A 16802-nucleotide genomic window follows, 5' to 3' on the forward strand; every position below is an offset into this window, starting at 1 on the left:
CGCTCAGTTCCCGGCGTCCTCCGGGCCGTCCTCCGGCTGCGCGGAGTCGGCGGAATCCGTGTCTCCCGATGGCTCGGGGGAGTCGGCCGGGCCCTTGCCCCGGCCCGCGTCCTTCGCTCCCGTGCCGGTGTCGTCGCCGGGCTTCGGCTCGCGCGGGTCCTTGGAGACGGGGCGGGGCGGGCGGGTGCGGCCGCTGGTGGAGTCGCGGAGGTAGGAGCTGTCGCGGCCGTCGGCGAGCCCGCCCTCGGTCGCCACTCCGGGCGGGGCCTGCGGGTCGCGGCGGCGCAGATAGCGCTCGAATTCGCGGGCGATGGCCTCGCCGGACGCCTCCGGCAGGTCGGCGGTGTCCCGCGCCTCCTCCAGCGACTGGACGTACTCGGCGACCTCGCTGTCCTCCGCGGCCAGCTGGTCGACCCCCAGCTGCCAGGCGCGCGCGTCCTCGCTCAGCTCACCGAGCGGGATACGGACGTCGAGGAGGTCCTCCAGGCGGTTGAGCAGCGCGAGGCTGGCCTTCGGGTTGGGCGGCTGGGAGACGTAGTGCGGCACCGCGGCCCACAGGCTCACCGCCGGGACGCCCGCGTGGGTGCACGCCTCCTGGAGGATGCCGACGATGCCCGTCGGGCCCTCGTAGCGGGACTCCTCCAGGTCCAGGCGGCTCGCGAGCTCCGCATCGGAGGTGACCCCGCTGACCGGCACCGGGCGGGTGTGCGGGGTGTCGCCGAGCAGCGAGCCCAGCACCACCAGCATCTCCACGCCCAACTCGTGGGCGAAGCCGAGGATTTCGTTGCAGAACGAGCGCCAGCGCATGCTGGGCTCGATACCGCGGACCAGGACGAGATCGCGGGTCCGCCCCTTGCCGTTCGTGTCGCCGACGCGGACGACGGAGAGCCGGGTCGTCGGCCAGGTGATCTTGCGTACGCCGCCGTCCAGGAAGACGGTGGGGCGGTTCACCTGGAAGTCGTAGTAGTCCTCCGCGTCCAGCGCGGCGAACACCTCGCCCTTCCATTCCCGGTCCAGATGCGCGACCGCGGCGGAGGCGGCGTCGCCGGCGTCGTTCCAGCCTTCGAACGCGGCCACCATGACCGGGTCGATCAGCTCGGGCACCCCCTCGAGCTCGATCACCCAGCGCCTCCTTCCGACCGGTCCGGCCGCCTGGGGCGGCCGCCGGCAGCAGTTCCATTGCGTGCGCTCCCCAGACTACGGCGTCCGTGGTGCCGGTCCGCAGCCCCTTTGCACGAAGGGGTCGCGATTCATCCGATCTGTGTCGGGCGTTGTTCGGTCAACTTCCGTACGGGGTCTGGACGCTGGCGGATACAGGGGTCTATACATCGGATGACCGGGAAAGGTCCGATGTTCTTCCGCAACATCCCAGGGGGCATGCCCATGGCCGCGTCCGACACCGTCACCGGGCTGGAGGTCCACGACGTCCGGTTCCCCACCTCGGAGCAGCTCGACGGCTCGGACGCCATGAACCCGGATCCCGACTACTCCGCCGCCTATGTCGTGCTGCACACCGACGGCGGCCCCCCGGGCCACGGCCTCTGCTTCACGATCGGGCGCGGCAACGATGTCATGGCCGCCGCCATCCGCTCCCTCGCCCCGTACCTCGTCGGCCGCCCCGTGCCCGCCACCGCCGCCGGCCTCGCCGCCCTGCACCACGACCTCACCCACGACTCCCAGCTGCGCTGGCTCGGCCCCGAAAAGGGCGTGATGCACATGGCGGCCGGCGCCGTGATCAACGCCGCCTGGGACCTGGCCGCCGCCCGGGCCGGCCTGCCGGTGTGGGAGTTCCTCGCCGCCCTGACGCCGGAGGAGCTGGTCTCGCTCGTCGACTTCCGGTACCTGACCGACGCCCTGACCCCGGACGAGGCGCTGGCCCTCCTGCGCGCCGCCGTACCCGGCCGGGCCGGGCGCGCCGCCCGGCTCAAGGCCGAGGGCTACCCCGCGTACACCACCTCGCCCGGCTGGCTCGGCTACGACGACGGCAAGCTGGTGCGGCTGGCCAAGCAGGCGGTGGCCGACGGTTTCGGCCAGATCAAGCTGAAGGTGGGGGCCTGCCTCGACGACGACACCCGGCGGATGCGGCTGGCGCGGGACGCGGTCGGGCCCGGCGTCCGGATCGCCGTCGACGCCAACCAGCGCTGGGACGTGGCCGAGGCGGTCCGCTGGATGACCGCGCTCGCGCCGTACGCCCCGCACTGGATCGAGGAACCGACCAGCCCGGACGACGTCCTGGGCCATGCCGCGGTGCGCACCGGCCAGCCCGTGAAGGTCGCCACCGGCGAGCACGTCGCCAACCGCGTCGTCTTCAAACAGCTGCTGCAGGCCGGCGCCGTGGACTTCGTCCAGATCGACGCGGCACGGGTGGCCGGGGTCAACGAGAACCTCGCGATCCTCCTGCTGGCCGCGAAGTACGGCGTCCCGGTGTGCCCGCACGCGGGCGGCGTCGGGCTGTGCGAGCTGGTGCAGCACCTGGCGATGTTCGACTACGTGGCGGTGTCCGGGAGCCGGGAGGACCGGGTGATCGAGTACGTCGACCACCTGCACGACCACTTCAGCGATCCGGCCGTCGTCGAGCGCGGCCGCTACCGCGCCCCCACCGCGCCCGGCTTCTCGGCCCGGATGAAGCCCGCGTCGGTGGCCGCCCACCGCTTCCCCGACGGGCCGGTGTGGCGCGCCCGCCGGCCCCCGCACCGCAGGCCCGGCGAACAGGAGGTCCCCGTATGAGCTGCGGACCGCGGCACGAGCGGCCGCCGGCCGACTTCGCGGGGATGGCCGCGCTGGTCACCGGCGGCGGCTCCGGCATCGGGGCGGCCACCGCGGCCCTGCTGCTGGCGCGCGGCGCCCGGGTCGCCGTTGTGGACCGCGACCCCTCCGACGCGCCCGCGGGAGCCATCCGGATCCGGGCCGATGTCACCACCGACGCCGCGGTCCGCGCCGCCGTCGACGAGGCGGTGGGGCGGCTCGGCGCCCTGCACACCCTCGTCGGCAACGCCGGCATCGGCGCGGTCGGCACGGTCGAGGACAACGACGACGCGGAGTGGGCCCGGGTCCTGGACGTGAACGTGCTGGGCCTGGTGCGCACCGCCCGTGCCGCGCTCCCCGCGCTGCGCCGCACCGCTGCCGGCGCCCCGGGGCGGGTCTCCGTCACCCACACCTGCTCCATCGCCGCCACCGCCGGCCTGCCGCAGCGCGCCCTCTACAGCGCCAGCAAGGGCGCGGTCCTCTCGCTGACCCTCGCGATGGCCGCCGACCACCTCCGTGAGGGCATCCGCGTCAACTGCGTCAACCCCGGCACCGCCGACACCCCGTGGGTCGGCCGGCTGCTGGCCGCGGCCGACGACCCGGACGCGGAACGCGCCGCCCTGCACGCCCGCCAGCCGATGGGCCGGATGGTCACCGCCGCCGAAGTGGCCGCCGCCATCGCCTCCTTGGCGTCCCCCGCCGCCTCCGGCATCACCGGGACGGCGCTCGCCGTGGACGGGGGCATGCAGGGGCTGCGGCTGCGCCCCGCCCCCTGACCGGCCGCCGCCCGCACCGCGACCCGCACCCCAGCGCACACCACGACCGAGGGACCACCCATGAGACTGCGTACGACCGGTGCGGCGGCCTGTGCCGCGCTGCTCGCCACCGCCGCGCTCGCCGGCTGCAACCGCGGCAGCAGCGCCGCGGGCGCCAGGATCGGCATCGACGTGCCCCGTACGGACACCGACTTCTGGAACTCCTACCAGCAGTACCTCGAAAAGGACCTGGCGCACGGCGGTCCGGCCGCGCTGCCGTTGTCCAACTCGCAGAACGACATCGGCAAGGTCGTCGCCAATGTGCAGGCGCTCACCGACCAGGGCGCCAAGGCGATCGTCATGGCGCCGCAGGACACCGGCGCCATCTCCGCCGCGCTGCAGCGCCTGGCGGAGAAGAAGATCCCGGTGGTGAGCGTCGACACCCGCCCCGACGAGGGCAAGGTCTACATGGTCGTCCGCGCCGACAACCGTGCCTACGGCGAGAAGTCCTGCGAGTACCTCGGCAGGAAACTGGGCGGCAGGGGCCGGGTCGCCGAGCTCCAGGGCGACCTCAGCTCGGTCAACGGGCGGGACCGCTCCGAGGCGTTCGCGGCGTGCATGAAGAAGAAGTTCCCGAAGATCACCGTGCATGAGCTGGCCACCGACTGGAAGGGCGAGGTCGCCTCCGGCAAGCTGCAGAGCCTGCTCGCCCAGCACCCCGACGTCAGGGGCCTCTATCTGCAGGCCGGCGGCGCCTTCCTGCAGCCGACGCTCGCCCTGTTGGAACAGCAGAAGCTGTTGCGGCCGGCCGGTTCCCCCGGTCACCTCACCATCATCTCCAACGACGGCATCCCCGACGAACTGGACGCGATCCGCGCCGGGAAGATCGACGCCACCCTCTCCCAGCCCGCCGACCTGTACGCCAAGTACGCGCTGTACTACGCCCGGGCCGGCCTGGCGGGGAAGACCTTCCGGCCGGGGCCCACCGGCCACGGCTCGACCATCGTGAAGATCAAGAACGGTCTGGAGGACCAGCTGCCGGCGCCCCTGGTCACCAAGGACACCGTCGACGACCGGAAACTGTGGGCCAACCAGCTGGAGAAGAAGTAGCGGTGGCGGCGGACGACCGCACGGCGGCGGTGCACGCCGAGGGCATCGTCAAGCGCTACGGGCCCACCCTCGCGCTGGACGGCGCCCGGCTGACCGTACGTCCCGGCGAGGCGCACGCCCTCGTCGGCCGCAACGGCGCCGGCAAGTCCACCCTGGTGGCCGTGCTGACCGGCATGGCACGCCCGGACGCCGGCCGGGTGACCTTCGGCGGCGCGCCCGCGCCCGGCTGGGGCGACACCGCCGCCTGGCGGCGCACGGTCGCCTGCGTCTACCAGAAGTCGATGACCGTGCCCGAACTGACGGTCGCGGAGAACCTCTTCCTGGGCTTCCAGGGCACCCGCACCATCCGCTGGCGGGCCCTGCGCGAGCGGGCCCGCGAGCTGCTCGCCGGGTACGGCGTCGACGTCGACCCGTCCGCCCGGATCAAGGAACTCGGCGTGGAGCAGCGGCAGTTCGTGGAGATCGCCCGCGCGCTGTCCGGCGGCGCCCGCCTGATCATCCTCGACGAGCCCACCGCCCGGCTCGACGCCGCCGGCATCGACCGGCTCTTCGGCAAGCTGCGCGAGCTGCGCGCCCGGGGCGTGGCCTTCCTGTTCATCTCGCACCACCTCCAGGAGGTCCATGAGCTGTGCGACACCGTCACCGTCTTCCGTGACGCCCGCCATGTGCTGACCGCGCCCGTCCCGGGGCTGGCCGAGGAGACGCTGGTGGCGGCGATGACGGGCGAGGAGGCGGTGGGCCCGGTGCGGCAGCCGCGCAGCGGCCCGCGCACGGCGGGGGAGCCGGTGCTGCGCACCCGGCAGCTGGCCTGCGAGGGGCACTTCGCGCCGCTCGACCTGACCGTACGGGCCGGGGAGGTGGTGGGGCTCGCGGGCGCCACCGCCAGCGGCACCACCGCGATCGGCGAGACGCTGGCGGGGCTGCGCGCCCCCGACGGCGGCCGGATCGCGGTGCGCGGGCGGCCGGTCCGTACCGGCAGCGTGCCGCACGCCCTCGCCGCGGGCATCGGCTACGTCCCCGAGGACCGGCACCGCGAAGGACTCGTCCCGGGCCGCAGCGTCGCCGAGAACGCCACGCTCACCGTCGCCGGCCAGCTCGGGCCGGCCGGCACCGTGCTGCCCTCCCGGACCCGCGCGTTCGCCCGGCGCATGATCGCGGCACTGGACATCCGGACCACCGGGCCGGGCCAGCCGGTGTCCGGGCTCTCCGGCGGCAACCAGCAGAAGGTCGTGATCGCCCGGGCACTGGCCCGCGAGCCCGCCGTGCTGGTCGCGGTCCGGCCCACCAACGGCGTCGACGTCAAGTCCAAGGACGCGCTGCTGAACGTCGTACGGGAGGTCGCGGACGGCGGCAGCGGCGCCCTGATCGTCTCCGACGAACTGGACGATCTGCGGGTCTGCGACCGGGTGCTGGCGGTCTTCCACGGCCGGGTGACCGCCGAGTTCGCCGCCGGCTGGCACGACCACGCACTCGTCGCCGCGATGGAGGGCGTGGCGGCCGCGGCCGGCGAGGACACCGGGACCGGCCCGTCCGGCCCGGGCCGCGCCCCCGCGCCGGACGCCCGGAACACACAGGGAACGGAAGGGACCGCGCCATGACCGGGACCGTATCGCCGCCGGCCGCCGACGCGGTGGCCGGCCCGCCGCGCCGCCGGCCCCGGGTCGGCCCGGCCCGCTGGCGGGACTTCTCGCTGGTGCCGGTGATCTTCGTGCTGGGCGTCATCGGCTTCATCGTGTCGCCCGCGTTCCTCACCCGGGACAACCTCGTCGGCGTCGTCCAGCAGTCCACCGAGCTGGGCCTGCTGGTGCTCGGCGAGGCGCTCATCCTGATCAGCGGGCGGATGGACCTCTCGCTGGAGTCCACCATCGGCCTGGCACCGGTGCTCGCGCTGTGGCTGGTGATGCCCGCGCACGGCGCCCGCTTCGCCGGGCTGGAACTCCTCCCCGCCTGGACGGCCATCCCGCTCTGCCTGGCCGTGGGCGCGGCGATCGGCGCCGTCAACGGCTTCCTCGTCCTCGTCCTGCGGGTCAACGGCTTCATCGCCACCCTCGGCATGCTCACCGCGCTCCGCGGCCTCCAGGTGGGCATCTCCCAGGGGCAGTCCATCGGCCATGTCCCGGAGTCCTTCGCCTACTTGGGCAAGGCCGACTGGCTGGGCGTGCCGGCCGCCGTCTGGATCTGCCTCGCCCTGTTCGCGCTCGGCGGCGCGGCCCTCGGCTACCTCCGGCACGGGCGGGCGCTGTACGCCATCGGCGGCAACCCGGAGGCGGCCCGCGCGGCCGGCATCCGGGTGGACCGCCTCACCTGGCTCGTGCTGGCCGTCGGCGGGCTGCTCGCCGCGTTCGCCGGCATCCTCTACACCGGCCACTACGGCGCGGTCTCCGCGAGCCAGGGCAACGGCTGGATCTTCCAGGTCTTCGCCGCCGCGGTCATCGGCGGCATCAGCCTCAAGGGCGGCCGGGGCACCCTCTTCGGCGCGCTCACCGGCGTCCTCACCCTCCAGCTCGTCATCAACGTGATGACCCTGGCCGGTGTGCCACCGCTGTGGACCCAGTTCCTCAACGGCATGATCATCATCGTCGCGCTGGTCATCTCCCGGTTCACCAGCGGCGAGAAGCAGGACTGAGGCCCGCCGTGCACCGTCCCCCGTACGGACCGCGGGAGCTGGGGCGCAGCGGCGTCACCGTCCCGCCCCTGGGCCTGGGCTGCGCCCCGCTCGGCAACCTCTACCGCGCCGTCCCCGAGGAGCAGGCGCAGCGCGTCGTCCACACCGCGCTGGCCACCGGCGCCGCCCACTTCGACACCGCCCCGCACTACGGCGTGGGACTGTCCGAGGAGCGCCTCGGCCGGGCCCTGCGCGGCCACGACCGTGCCGCCTACACCCTCTCCACCAAGGTCGGCCGCCGGCTGCGGCCGCTCGCACCGGGGGAGCGGGCGGACGGCGAGGGCTTCGTGGACACCCCCGCCCGCGCCCGGGTACGGGATCTCTCCCGTGACGGCATCCGGGCCACCCTGGACGCGTCCCTGGCGCGGCTCGGGGTGGACGCGGTCGACATCGTCCACCTCCACGACGTCGAGGACCACCTGCGCGAGGTGTACGAGACCGGCTTCCCGGCCCTCGCCGAACTGCGCGCCGAGGGCGTGGTGCGCGCCATCGGCTTCGGCATGAACCACAGCGATCTGCTGGCCCGCCTGGTCGCCGACCTGGACGTGGACGTGGTGCTCTGCGCCGGCCGCTGGACCCTGCTGGAGCGCACCGCCTTCGACGATCTGCTGCCCGTGTGCGAGCGCCGCGGCACCTCCGTGGTCGTCGGCGGCGTCTACAACTCCGGCCTGCTGGCCGACCCGTCACCCGGCGCGCCCTACGACTACGCACCCGCACCGCCCGCCCTCCTCGACCGGGCGCGTCAACTCTCCGCCGTCTGCGCGGAGTTCGGCGTCCCCCTCAAGGCCGCCGCACTCCGCTTCCCCTTCGGGCACCGTGCCGTCGCCTCCGCCGTCGTCGGTGCCGCCCGCCCCGAGGAGATGGCCGAGAACGCCGCGCTGTTCACCCGTCACATCCCGGACGCGCTGTGGCATACGCTCGTCGCCCGCGGCCTGCTCGACCCCGATCTGCCGCTGCCCCTGCAGGACTGAGCCCGACCCCGGAGCGCGCCCCTGATGCGAATCGACGCCCATCACCATCTGTGGGACCTGAGCCGGCGCGACCAGCCGTGGATGGACGGACCGTGGGCCGATCCGATCCGCCGCAGCTATGCGCTGGGCGACCTCGTCCCGCACCTGACCGGCCACGGCATCGACGCCACCCTCGTCGTCCAGTCGTCGTCCTCGTACGAGGAGACCGCCGAACTGCTCGCCCTCGCGGCGGGGGAGGGGCCCCTCGCCGGTGTCGTGGGGTGGGCCGACCTCCGCGACCCGGCGCTCGCCGAGATCCTCGCCGCCCTGCCCGCCGGACTGGTGGGCATCCGGCACCAGGTGCAGGACGAACCGGACCCCGACTGGCTCCTCCGCCCGGACGTGCTCCGGGGCCTGCGCATCCTGGCCGGCGCCGGGCTGGTCTACGACCTGCTGGTCACCCCGCGTGAACTGCCCGCCGCCCACACCGCCGTACGCGCCGTGCCCGAGCTGTCCTTCGTCCTGGACCACGCCGCCAAACCGGCCGTCGCGCGCGGCGACTGGCAGCCCTGGGCCGACGCCCTCACCGCACTCGCCGGCCTGCCGAACGTCAGCTGCAAGCTCTCCGGACTGGTCACCGAGGCCGACTGGCACGCCTGGCGCCCGCAGCAGATCCTGCCCTACGCCCGCCACGCCCTGGAGGCCTTCGGCCCCGACCGCGTGATGTTCGGCTCCGACTGGCCGGTATGCACCCTGGCCGCCGGCTACGAGGACGTGGTGGCCTTGACGGAGTCGACCACGAGCCACCTGAGCGAGGCGGAACGGTCGGACGTCTTCGGAGGGACGGCGGGGCGGGTGTATGGCATGGGGGCGGTCAGGGGCTAGGGGGCGGGGGCGTCTGGGGGAGAGGCCGAGGGCCTGGGGGACGCTGGCGGTGGCGGGCGGCGGCTGTGCTGCCGCGGGGCGCATGAACGGGTGGCCTGACGGGCGGGCGCGACGGCCAGCGGGCGACGAGGCGGTGGCGTGCGCCAGGCAGCGGGCGACGGCTGGGTGGGGGCGGCAGCAGGCGGGTGCGCGGGCAGACAGGCAGGTGGGCAGGCGGCCGGCCGTCCGCGCGCAGCCGCGATGCGGTGGCGGGTGCCGAGCGGCCCCTGCCGACTCGCGGCGGTGCCGACCCCTGTCACAGCGACGCGCGCAACCACTGCTCCACGCTCGCGATGTGCACCGTCGCCCAGGCCCGCGCCGCCTCCGCGTCCCGGTCGCGCAGTGCGGCGAGGATCGCGCGGTGTTCGGTGAGGGTGCGGGCCACCGCGTCCTTCTGGGTCAGGCCCCGCCAGATCCTGGCCCGGGTGGTCGGCCCGGAGATTCCGTCCAGGAGCGAACAGAGCACGGAGTTGCCGGACGCCGCGACGATCCCGCGGTGGAACTCCAGATCGCAGGCGACCAGGTCCTCGACCGAGGGGCTCGGCCCCAGCGCGTTCAACTGGCCCTCCAGGGCGTCCAGTTCCGCGGTGCCCATCCGCCCGGCCGCCATCGCCGTGGCGGCCGGTTCCAGGATCCGGCGGACGGCGAGGAACTCCAGCACCGTGTCGTCGCGGTGGAAGTCCACCACGAAGCTCATCGCCTCCAGCAGGAGTTGCGGATCGAGGCTGGTGACGTAGGTGCCGTCGCCCTGGCGCACGTCCAGGATGCGGATGAGGGAGAGCGCACGCACCGCCTCGCGCAGCGAGTTGCGGGACAGGCCGAGCTCGGCCGCCAGCTCGCTCTCCTTCGGCAGCCGGTCGCCCGGCCGCAGCGCACCGGAGACGATCATGCCCTTGATCTTCTCAATGGCCTCGTCGGTGACCGCCATGCCGACCTCCCCGCTCGGACCCGCCCGGATACCGCCCTCCGGATGCCGTCGCAGACATCCGATGTCTGAGCTCATTATGTCCTGCCATGCGCTCCCCATCCGCTCCCGTACGCGGCCCAGTCCTCCGCCGTGGCGGCGAAGTCGACGTACAGCGCCGTGCCGAACCGCTGCCGGTCCGGGGCCTCGCGGGTCAGCCCCAGACGTATGCCCCGCACCGCGGCCCGCACCGTCTCCGCCGAGGCGTGATGGCCGATGTCGTCGGTGTGGAAGAACGGCAGCCCCATCAGCAGATCGGTGTGCGGACCGGTCGCCTCCAGCGCCAGCCGGGTCTGCTGCGCCACATAGCCGCCGTACAGGCTCTCGGCCGGCAGACCGGTGTCGTAGGACATCAGCGCGATCTGGTCGACCCGGCGCGCCACCTGCCCGAAGAACCGCTGGGATATCCACTTGCGGTGGCCCGTCAGCGCCCCGCTGACCGTGTGCAGTCCGGGCAGCGGATCGATCTGGTGGACGGCCACCGACAACGTTCCGCCACGCGCCCGGACCGCGGGCCCGAGCCGGTCCAGCAGCCGCAGGTAGTCGGGGTCGCCGGAGTGCAGCGGCTCCACGTCCAGGTGGACGCCGGCGAACCCCTCGGCCAGCACCCGGCGGGCACTGTCCACCACCGCCCGGCGGGCCGAGGGGTCCGACAGCCGCAGCCCGCCCCGTTCGCCCGCCTCGTACACCAGCCGGTCGCCCAGCCAGGCGTGCACCCGCACCGACGGCAGCGCACGGTGCAGCGCGGCGATCAGCCACCGCGCCCGCGGATGGGACCGACGGGCCGGCGGCAGGGTGCCGTCGTGCTCCAACGGCCCGGCGTGCACATACAGATCGCGGATGCCCAGGCCCCTGATCCGGCGGCGCAGCGCCGCCACGTCGGACGCGTCGCGCCGCCCGTCCACCCAGGCGTGCCCGAGCCACAGCGCGTCCCGCCCGCGGGTCGTGGTCTGCGGGGCGGCCGCTCCCGCGTACTGCGCACGCAGGGCCGTCCCCGCCAGGGCCACCGGCAGCACGATCAGCAGGGCGACCGCCCACGCCGTCCATTTCCCCGCCCGCCGCCACCGCTGCCGCGCCATCGTCATCCCCCCGTAGATGCGTCTCGGTGCACATCCTCGCAGCCGCCACTGACAGTCACCGCCCGGCCTGCCACCGCCCGGCCGCACACCCCGCTCCGCCTGCGGATACGGCGATGGGGCGGCCCCGTGGACCGCCCCATCGTCACGCGCCGTACGCCACCGTGAGGTGCCGTCGGCCGCTCGGCCACCGCCTTCGGCGGCCGTCCGCCTGCGTCAGCCGGCCAGCATGTCCTTGACCCGGGCCCGCACGTCCTCCGTGTCCAGGCCACGGATCGTCAGCGTCGTGCGGCGGCGCAGCACATCGTCGACCGTCTCGGCCCACTCGTGGTCGCGGGCGTAGGCGACCTGCGCCCAGATCTCCGGCGCGTCCGGGTGGATGCGCTCGGCCAGTGCCGGGTTGTCGTTCGCCAGCCGGGCGATGTCGAAGGACAGCGAACCGTAGTGGGTGGCGAGGTGCCGGGCGGTCTCCGGGGCCATCCGCGGGCCGGGCGTGCCGCCGTCGACGAGCAGCCGGTGCGCGACCGCGTTCGGGTTGGCGATGCCGGGCAGCGGAAGCTTCTTCGGCAGGTGCGCGATCGGCTCCATGTCCTCGGCCAGCGGGTGGCCGGGCAGCGCGGCGAGCTTGTTCATGACCGTGCGGCCGATGTGCCGGAAGGTCGTCCACTTGCCGCCGGCCACCGACAGCATGCCGCCGCTGCCCTCGGTCACGACCGTCTCGCGCTTGGCCTTGGAGGTGTCGCCGGGGCCGCCGGGCAGCACCCGCAGACCCGCGAAGGAGTAGGTGATCAGATCGCGCGACAGCTGCTGGTCGCGGACGGAGAAGGCCGCCTCGTCCAGGATCTGGGCGGTGTCCTTCTCGGTGACCGCGACGTCCGCCGGGTCGCCCTCGAACTCCTCGTCCGTGGTGCCCAGCAGCAGCATGTCCTCCCAGGGGAGGGCGAAGGTGATGCGGTACTTGTCGATCGGGGTGGCCAGCGCGGCCTTCCAGGGCGCGGTCCGCTTGAGGACCAGGTGCGCGCCCTTCGACAGCCGGATGGACGGGGCCGCGTTCGCGTCCTCCATCTTGCGCAGGTGGTCCACCCACGGGCCGGTAGCGTTGAGCACCAGGCGGGCGTTGACGCCGAACTCCGCGCCCTCCACACGGTCCTTGAGCTCCGCACCGGTGACCCGGCCCTGGGTGAAGCGCAGTCCGGTGACCTCGGCGTGGTTGAGGACCGTGGCGCCGGCCTCGGCCGCCGCACGGACGGTCATCAGGGCCATCCGGGAGTCGTTCATCTGGTCGTCGCCGTACACGGCAACGGCCTTGAGGTTGTCCGTCCGCAGCTCCGGCACGTCGCGCGCCGCCTTGGCCGGGGATATGACATGGCCGACGCCGTCGCCGAACGCGGACAGCGCCGAGTAGGCGAAGACGCCCGCGCCCAGCTTGGCCGCGCCGTGCGGGCCGCCCTTGTAGACGGGCAGGTAGAAGGTCAGGGGGTTGGCGAGGTGCGGTGCGACCTGACGGGACACCGCACGCCGCTCGAAGTGGTTCTCCGCCACCAGCTTGACCGCGCCGGTCTGCAGGTAGCGCAGACCGCCGTGGAGCAGCTTGGAGGAGGCGGAGGAGGTGGCGCCGGCGAAGTCACCGGCGTCCACCAGGGCCACCCGCAGTCCGGCCTGTGCGGCGTGCCAGGCGGTGGAGATGCCCAGGATGCCGCCGCCGATCACCAGGAGGTCGTACGTCGCCTTGGAAAGCTGCTCCCGAGTCTCGGCGCGGCTCGCGTGCGAACCACTGGCCGGGTGCGTCCCGAGTGCCGGGACGCTCTGCAGGGTGCTCATGATTACTCCTCGTCCTCGATCCAGCCCATGGTCCGCTCGACGGCCTTGAGCCAGCTCTTGTACTCGCGGTCACGGGTGGCCGCATCCATCCGGGGGGTCCATTCGGCGGCCCGGCGCCAGTTGGCGCGCAGCTCGTCGGTGCTGGACCAGAAGCCGACGGCCAGTCCGGCCGCGTAGGCAGCGCCGAGGCAGGTGGTCTCGGCGACCATCGGGCGCACCACGGGTGCGTCCAGGAAGTCCGAGATGGTCTGCATCAGCAGGTTGTTGGAGGTCATTCCGCCGTCGACCTTGAGTGCGGTCAGCTCGACGCCGGAGTCCTTGGTCATGGCGTCGGTGATCTCGCGGGTCTGCCAGGCGGTGGCCTCGAGCACGGCGCGCGCGATGTGCGCCTTGGTGACGTAGCGGGTCAGGCCCGCGATGACACCGCGCGCGTCCGAGCGCCAGTACGGGGCGAACAGGCCGGAGAAGGCCGGCACGAAGTACGCGCCGCCGTTGTCCTCGACCGTGCTGGCCAGGGTCTCGATCTCGGCCGCGCTGTTGATGAGCCCCATCTGGTCGCGCATCCACTGGACGAGCGAGCCGGTGACGGCGATGGAGCCTTCCAGGGCGTAGACCGGCTGCTGGTCGCCGATGCGGTAGCCGACCGTGGTCAGCAGTCCGTTGTACGAGTTCACCGGCTCGTGGCCGGTGTTCATCAGCATGAAGGTGCCGGTGCCGTACGTGGACTTGGCCTCGCCCTGCTCGAAGCAGGTCTGGCCGAACAGCGCGGCCTGCTGGTCGCCGAGCGCCGAGGCGACCGGGACACCGGCGAGCACGCCACTGGCGGTGCGGCCGTAGACCTCGGCGGACGACTTGATCTCCGGCAGGACGGCCGCCGGGATCTCCATCGACGTGAGGATCTTCGGGTCCCACTCCAGGCGGTGGAGGTTCATCAGCATGGTGCGCGAGGCGTTGGTGACGTCGGTGACGTGCACGCCGCCGTCGACACCGCCGGTCAGGTTCCAGATGACCCAGGAGTCCATGGTGCCGAAGAGGATGTCGCCGCGCTCGGCGCGCTCGCGCAGGCCGTCGACGTTGTCGAGCAGCCAGCGGATCTTCGGGCCGGCGAAGTACGAGGCCAGCGGCAGGCCGGTCTCGCGGCGGAAGCGGTCCTGGCCGACGTTGCGGCCGAGCTCCTTGCAGAGCGCGTCGGTGCGGGTGTCCTGCCAGACGATGGCGTTGTGGACCGGCTCACCGGTGGTGCGGTCCCACAGGACGGTGGTCTCGCGCTGGTTGGTGATGCCGATCGCCTTGACGTCGGCGGCGGTGAGCCCCGCCTTGTGGACCGCGCTGTCGACGACCTGCTGGACGTTGTTCCAGATCTCGGTGGCGTCGTGCTCGACCCAGCCCGGCTTCGGGAAGATCTGCTCGTGTTCCTTCTGGTCGACCGAGACGATCCGGCCGTCCTTGTCGAAGACGATGCAGCGGCTGGACGTGGTGCCCTGGTCGATGGCCGCGATGAACGGGCCGTGCCCGTGGGAGGCGGTGCTGGGGGTGTCGCTCATGGTGTGCTCCAAGAAGTCGGTGCGGGCGGAGTCGGGGCGGTCAGGCGGCTCAGGCGAACGCCACCAGGTAGATACCACCGGCGAGGGCTCCGCCGATGAGCGGGCCGACGACCGGGATCCAGGCGTAGCCCCAGTCTGAACCGCCCTTGTTCCGCAGCGGCAGAAGCGCGTGCACGATGCGCGGGCCGAGGTCGCGGACCGGGTTGATCGCGTACCCGGTCGGACCGCCGAGTGACAGACCGATGCCGGTGACGACCAGCGCGACCAGCAGGGTGCCGATGACGCCGACGCCCTTTCCGTTGTCGCTCAGGCCGAGCGTGAGGATCGACAGCACGAGCACAGTGGTGGCGATGATCTCGGTGGCCAGGTTCTGCACCGCGTTCCGGATCTCCGGACCGGTGGAGAAGATGCCGAGGACCGGTCCGGCCGAGGGAGCGGCGGACTGGTCGACCAGTCCCTCCTCGCCGGTGTGGTCGGCCAGCACCTCGGGGTCACTCAGATGGGCCTGGAACTGCCCGTAGTAGGTGATCCACACCAGCACCGCGCCGATCATGGCGCCGAGCATCTCGCCGCCGAAGTAGACCGGCACCTGGCTCCACTCGATACCGCCCTGGATGGCGATGCCGATGGTGACCGCAGGGTTGAGGTGTGCGCCGGACTTCGCGGCGATGTAGGCACCCGTGAGGACGGCGAAGCCCCACCCGAAGGCGATGGCGACCCATCCGGCGTTGAACGCCTTGGAGCGCTTGAAGGTGACGGCGGCGCAGACGCCACCGCCGAGCAAGATCAGAACAGCGGTACCGATGGTCTCGCTGATGAAGATGTCGGAGCTGGACACCCGCGACTCCTTTGTCCTTCGTCCAGGGGAAGACGAACCCCGGGTCCCGTCCGGTGGTCCGCGCCCTCCGAGAGGGCGGTGGTCGGCCCGCGGCAATGCCCCACCATAGCGAATATTGCCGTTAGGTGTTCGACAATGCCGACCGACGAACGGCAGTTTTGTTCACCGGTAGAACCCCGTCAAGGGTTCCGTGGCGAAAAACTTAGGTGAACTTATGGGGTGAATCCGGTCAGAATCGCCCTGCACCAAGATCCCGGGACACGGCGCGTGCGCAATCCCTCACAGCAGCGATGATTTCCGGCCGCAGTTCGCCCTCCTGGCAGACCCGCTCGACCGCCCCTGTGACTCCCACCGCACCCACCGGCATCCGCCGCCGGTCGTGGATCGGCGCGGCCACCGACGCCACCCCCTCCCAGGTCTCCTCCACGTCCGCGGCCCAGCCCCGCGCCCGGGTCAGGTCCAGCAGCCCCTCGATCTCCCCCAGCCCGGTCAGGGTGCGGGGAGTGAACGCCGCCCGCTCCGCCTCGACGATCTCGCTGTGCGCCACCGGGTCGTACGCCGACAGCACCTTGCCCAGCGCCGTGCTGTGCAGCGGGTGCATCGCGCCCACCTCCAGCACCTGCCGGCTGTCGTCCGGCCGGAAGACGTGGTGGACGATCAGCACGCCCGCCTGGTGCAGTACGCCCAGGTAGACGGCCTCGCCGCTGGAGCGGGCCAGGTCGTCGGTCCACACCAGGGCGCGGGCGCGCAGCTCGTGCACGTCCAGGTAGCTGTTGCCCAGCCGCAGCAGCTCCGCGCCCAGCTGGTAGCGCCCGGAGGTGCCGTCCTGCTCGACGAAGCCCTCCTGCTGCAGCGTGCGCAGGATCCCGTGGGCGGTGCCCTTGGCCAGTCCCAGTGAGGAGGAGATGTCGGAGAGTCCCAGTCGCCGTTCCCCTCCTGCGAGCAGCCGCAGCATCGCTGCGGCGCGCTCCAGCGACTGGATGGTGCGTGCCATCGGGCAACCTCCGAAGTGAGCGGTTCGACAATGCTGAACGATATCGGTCCATGCCGACTGGAGTCAGCGTTCTGGAACCTTTTGCTCGGCGAACGGAGTCTGCCAACGATCACGGTTCGTGCGCGCAGGGGGGTGGAGCAGTGCTGTCCACGGCGTGGAACGGGGAACACGTGTACCGGACCGGCAGCTACGCTGGCCGGGTGCGCCCTCTGAAGGAGGGTGCAAAGCCGACAGCCGTCGCAACCACGGGAGCATCTCCATGGCCTCGAACACGCCCACGTCCCACAGCACGTCCCGCACCACCTCACTACGCGAGGCCATGGCCTCGCGGGTGGTGGTCGCCGACGGTGCGATGGGCACCATGCTGCAGGCGCAGGATCCGTCCATGGAGGACTTCCAGCAGTTGGAGGGCTGCA

14 protein-coding genes are annotated in these 16802 nt (G+C 72.8%); 7 read left to right on the forward strand and 7 right to left on the reverse strand.

The genetic code is table 11. From position 1 onward, the window contains the following. Nucleotides 1–3: 3 nt before the first annotated feature. A complete protein-coding gene (locus AB0411_RS35115; protein ID WP_366421295.1) occupies nucleotides 4–1122 on the reverse strand; it encodes a PAC2 family protein in 1119 nt (372 codons plus the stop codon). A 261-nt stretch (nucleotides 1123–1383) separates the two neighbouring features. On the opposite strand from AB0411_RS35115, the gene AB0411_RS35120 reads away from it, so the two are divergent. Genes AB0411_RS35120 through AB0411_RS35150 form a run of 7 tightly spaced genes read left to right on the forward strand, consistent with a single transcriptional unit; the run spans nucleotide 1384 to nucleotide 9110 of the window. Beyond that, a complete protein-coding gene (locus tag AB0411_RS35120; protein ID WP_366421296.1) occupies nucleotides 1384–2727 on the forward strand; it encodes an enolase C-terminal domain-like protein in 1344 nt (447 codons plus the stop codon). Beyond that, entirely contained in the window at nucleotides 2724–3521 is a 798-nt protein-coding gene (locus tag AB0411_RS35125; RefSeq protein ID WP_366421297.1) for an SDR family NAD(P)-dependent oxidoreductase, read from the forward strand. The genes AB0411_RS35120 and AB0411_RS35125 overlap by 4 nt, the downstream gene beginning before the upstream one ends. A 60-nt stretch (nucleotides 3522–3581) precedes the next feature. Next, a complete protein-coding gene (locus AB0411_RS35130) occupies nucleotides 3582–4610 on the forward strand; it encodes a sugar ABC transporter substrate-binding protein (protein WP_366421298.1) in 1029 nt (342 codons plus the stop codon). Between the two features lie 2 nt (nucleotides 4611–4612). Further along, nucleotides 4613–6208 (forward strand): sugar ABC transporter ATP-binding protein, encoded by a 1596-nt coding sequence (locus tag AB0411_RS35135; protein WP_366421299.1) that lies wholly within the window; start codon nucleotides 4613–4615, stop codon nucleotides 6206–6208. Continuing rightward, nucleotides 6205–7236 carry an ABC transporter permease gene (locus AB0411_RS35140; protein ID WP_366421300.1) on the forward strand — a complete coding sequence of 344 codons (1032 nt, stop codon included), beginning with the start codon at nucleotides 6205–6207 and terminating at the stop codon, nucleotides 7234–7236. Before AB0411_RS35135 ends, AB0411_RS35140 begins: the two co-directional genes overlap by 4 nt. 8 nt (nucleotides 7237–7244) lie before the next feature. Then, complete coding sequence (locus tag AB0411_RS35145) at nucleotides 7245–8246, forward strand: aldo/keto reductase (RefSeq protein ID WP_366421301.1); 1002 nt, start codon at nucleotides 7245–7247, stop codon at nucleotides 8244–8246. Nucleotides 8247–8270: 24 nt separating this feature from the next. After that, a complete protein-coding gene (locus AB0411_RS35150) occupies nucleotides 8271–9110 on the forward strand; it encodes an amidohydrolase family protein (RefSeq protein WP_366421302.1) in 840 nt (279 codons plus the stop codon). A gap of 295 nt (nucleotides 9111–9405) precedes the next feature. On the opposite strand, the gene AB0411_RS35155 is transcribed toward AB0411_RS35150, so the two are convergent. The 6 genes from AB0411_RS35155 to AB0411_RS35180 all read right to left on the reverse strand — a co-directional run bounded on the left by AB0411_RS35155 (nucleotide 9406) and on the right by AB0411_RS35180 (nucleotide 16386). Next, complete coding sequence (locus AB0411_RS35155; protein WP_366421303.1) at nucleotides 9406–10077, reverse strand: FadR/GntR family transcriptional regulator; 672 nt, start codon at nucleotides 10075–10077, stop codon at nucleotides 9406–9408. A gap of 74 nt (nucleotides 10078–10151) precedes the next feature. Further along, complete coding sequence (locus AB0411_RS35160; protein ID WP_437044352.1) at nucleotides 10152–11198, reverse strand: hypothetical protein; 1047 nt, start codon at nucleotides 11196–11198, stop codon at nucleotides 10152–10154. A 207-nt stretch (nucleotides 11199–11405) separates the two neighbouring features. Beyond that, nucleotides 11406–13010 carry a glycerol-3-phosphate dehydrogenase/oxidase gene (locus tag AB0411_RS35165; RefSeq protein ID WP_366421304.1) on the reverse strand — a complete coding sequence of 535 codons (1605 nt, stop codon included), beginning with the start codon at nucleotides 13008–13010 and terminating at the stop codon, nucleotides 11406–11408. Between the two features lie 2 nt (nucleotides 13011–13012). Further along, nucleotides 13013–14554: a glycerol kinase GlpK gene (gene glpK, locus AB0411_RS35170; RefSeq protein WP_366421305.1), complete on the reverse strand. Its 1542-nt coding sequence runs from the start codon at nucleotides 14552–14554 to the stop codon at nucleotides 13013–13015. 49 nt (nucleotides 14555–14603) lie between these two features. After that, nucleotides 14604–15392: an MIP/aquaporin family protein gene (locus tag AB0411_RS35175; RefSeq protein ID WP_366421306.1), complete on the reverse strand. Its 789-nt coding sequence runs from the start codon at nucleotides 15390–15392 to the stop codon at nucleotides 14604–14606. Between the two features lie 229 nt (nucleotides 15393–15621). Beyond that, the gene (locus AB0411_RS35180) at nucleotides 15622–16386 is read right to left on the reverse strand and encodes an IclR family transcriptional regulator (protein ID WP_366421307.1); all 765 of its coding nucleotides are present in this window, start codon (nucleotides 16384–16386) and stop codon (nucleotides 15622–15624) included. Nucleotides 16387–16802: the final 416 nt, after the last annotated feature.

This window comes from Streptomyces angustmyceticus, assembly GCF_040701845.1.
GTDB classification, from domain to species: Bacteria; Actinomycetota; Actinomycetes; order Streptomycetales; family Streptomycetaceae; genus Streptomyces; species Streptomyces angustmyceticus_A.

What these genes read in the sequence shown, in the direction of transcription:
- AB0411_RS35130 (WP_366421298.1), top strand. Translation starts at nt 3,582, where the DNA reads ATGAGACTGCGTACGACCGGTGCGGCGGCCTGTGCCGCGCTGCTCGCC.
- AB0411_RS35180 (WP_366421307.1), bottom strand. Translation starts at nt 16,386, where the DNA reads ATGGCACGCACCATCCAGTCGCTGGAGCGCGCCGCAGCGATGCTGCGG.
- AB0411_RS35160 (WP_437044352.1), bottom strand. Translation starts at nt 11,198, where the DNA reads ATGACGATGGCGCGGCAGCGGTGGCGGCGGGCGGGGAAATGGACGGCG.
- AB0411_RS35140 (WP_366421300.1), top strand. Translation starts at nt 6,205, where the DNA reads ATGACCGGGACCGTATCGCCGCCGGCCGCCGACGCGGTGGCCGGCCCG.
- glpK (WP_366421305.1), bottom strand. Translation starts at nt 14,554, where the DNA reads ATGAGCGACACCCCCAGCACCGCCTCCCACGGGCACGGCCCGTTCATC.
- AB0411_RS35125 (WP_366421297.1), top strand. Translation starts at nt 2,724, where the DNA reads ATGAGCTGCGGACCGCGGCACGAGCGGCCGCCGGCCGACTTCGCGGGG.
- AB0411_RS35165 (WP_366421304.1), bottom strand. Translation starts at nt 13,010, where the DNA reads ATGAGCACCCTGCAGAGCGTCCCGGCACTCGGGACGCACCCGGCCAGT.
- AB0411_RS35155 (WP_366421303.1), bottom strand. Translation starts at nt 10,077, where the DNA reads ATGGCGGTCACCGACGAGGCCATTGAGAAGATCAAGGGCATGATCGTC.
- AB0411_RS35120 (WP_366421296.1), top strand. Translation starts at nt 1,384, where the DNA reads ATGGCCGCGTCCGACACCGTCACCGGGCTGGAGGTCCACGACGTCCGG.
- AB0411_RS35150 (WP_366421302.1), top strand. Translation starts at nt 8,271, where the DNA reads ATGCGAATCGACGCCCATCACCATCTGTGGGACCTGAGCCGGCGCGAC.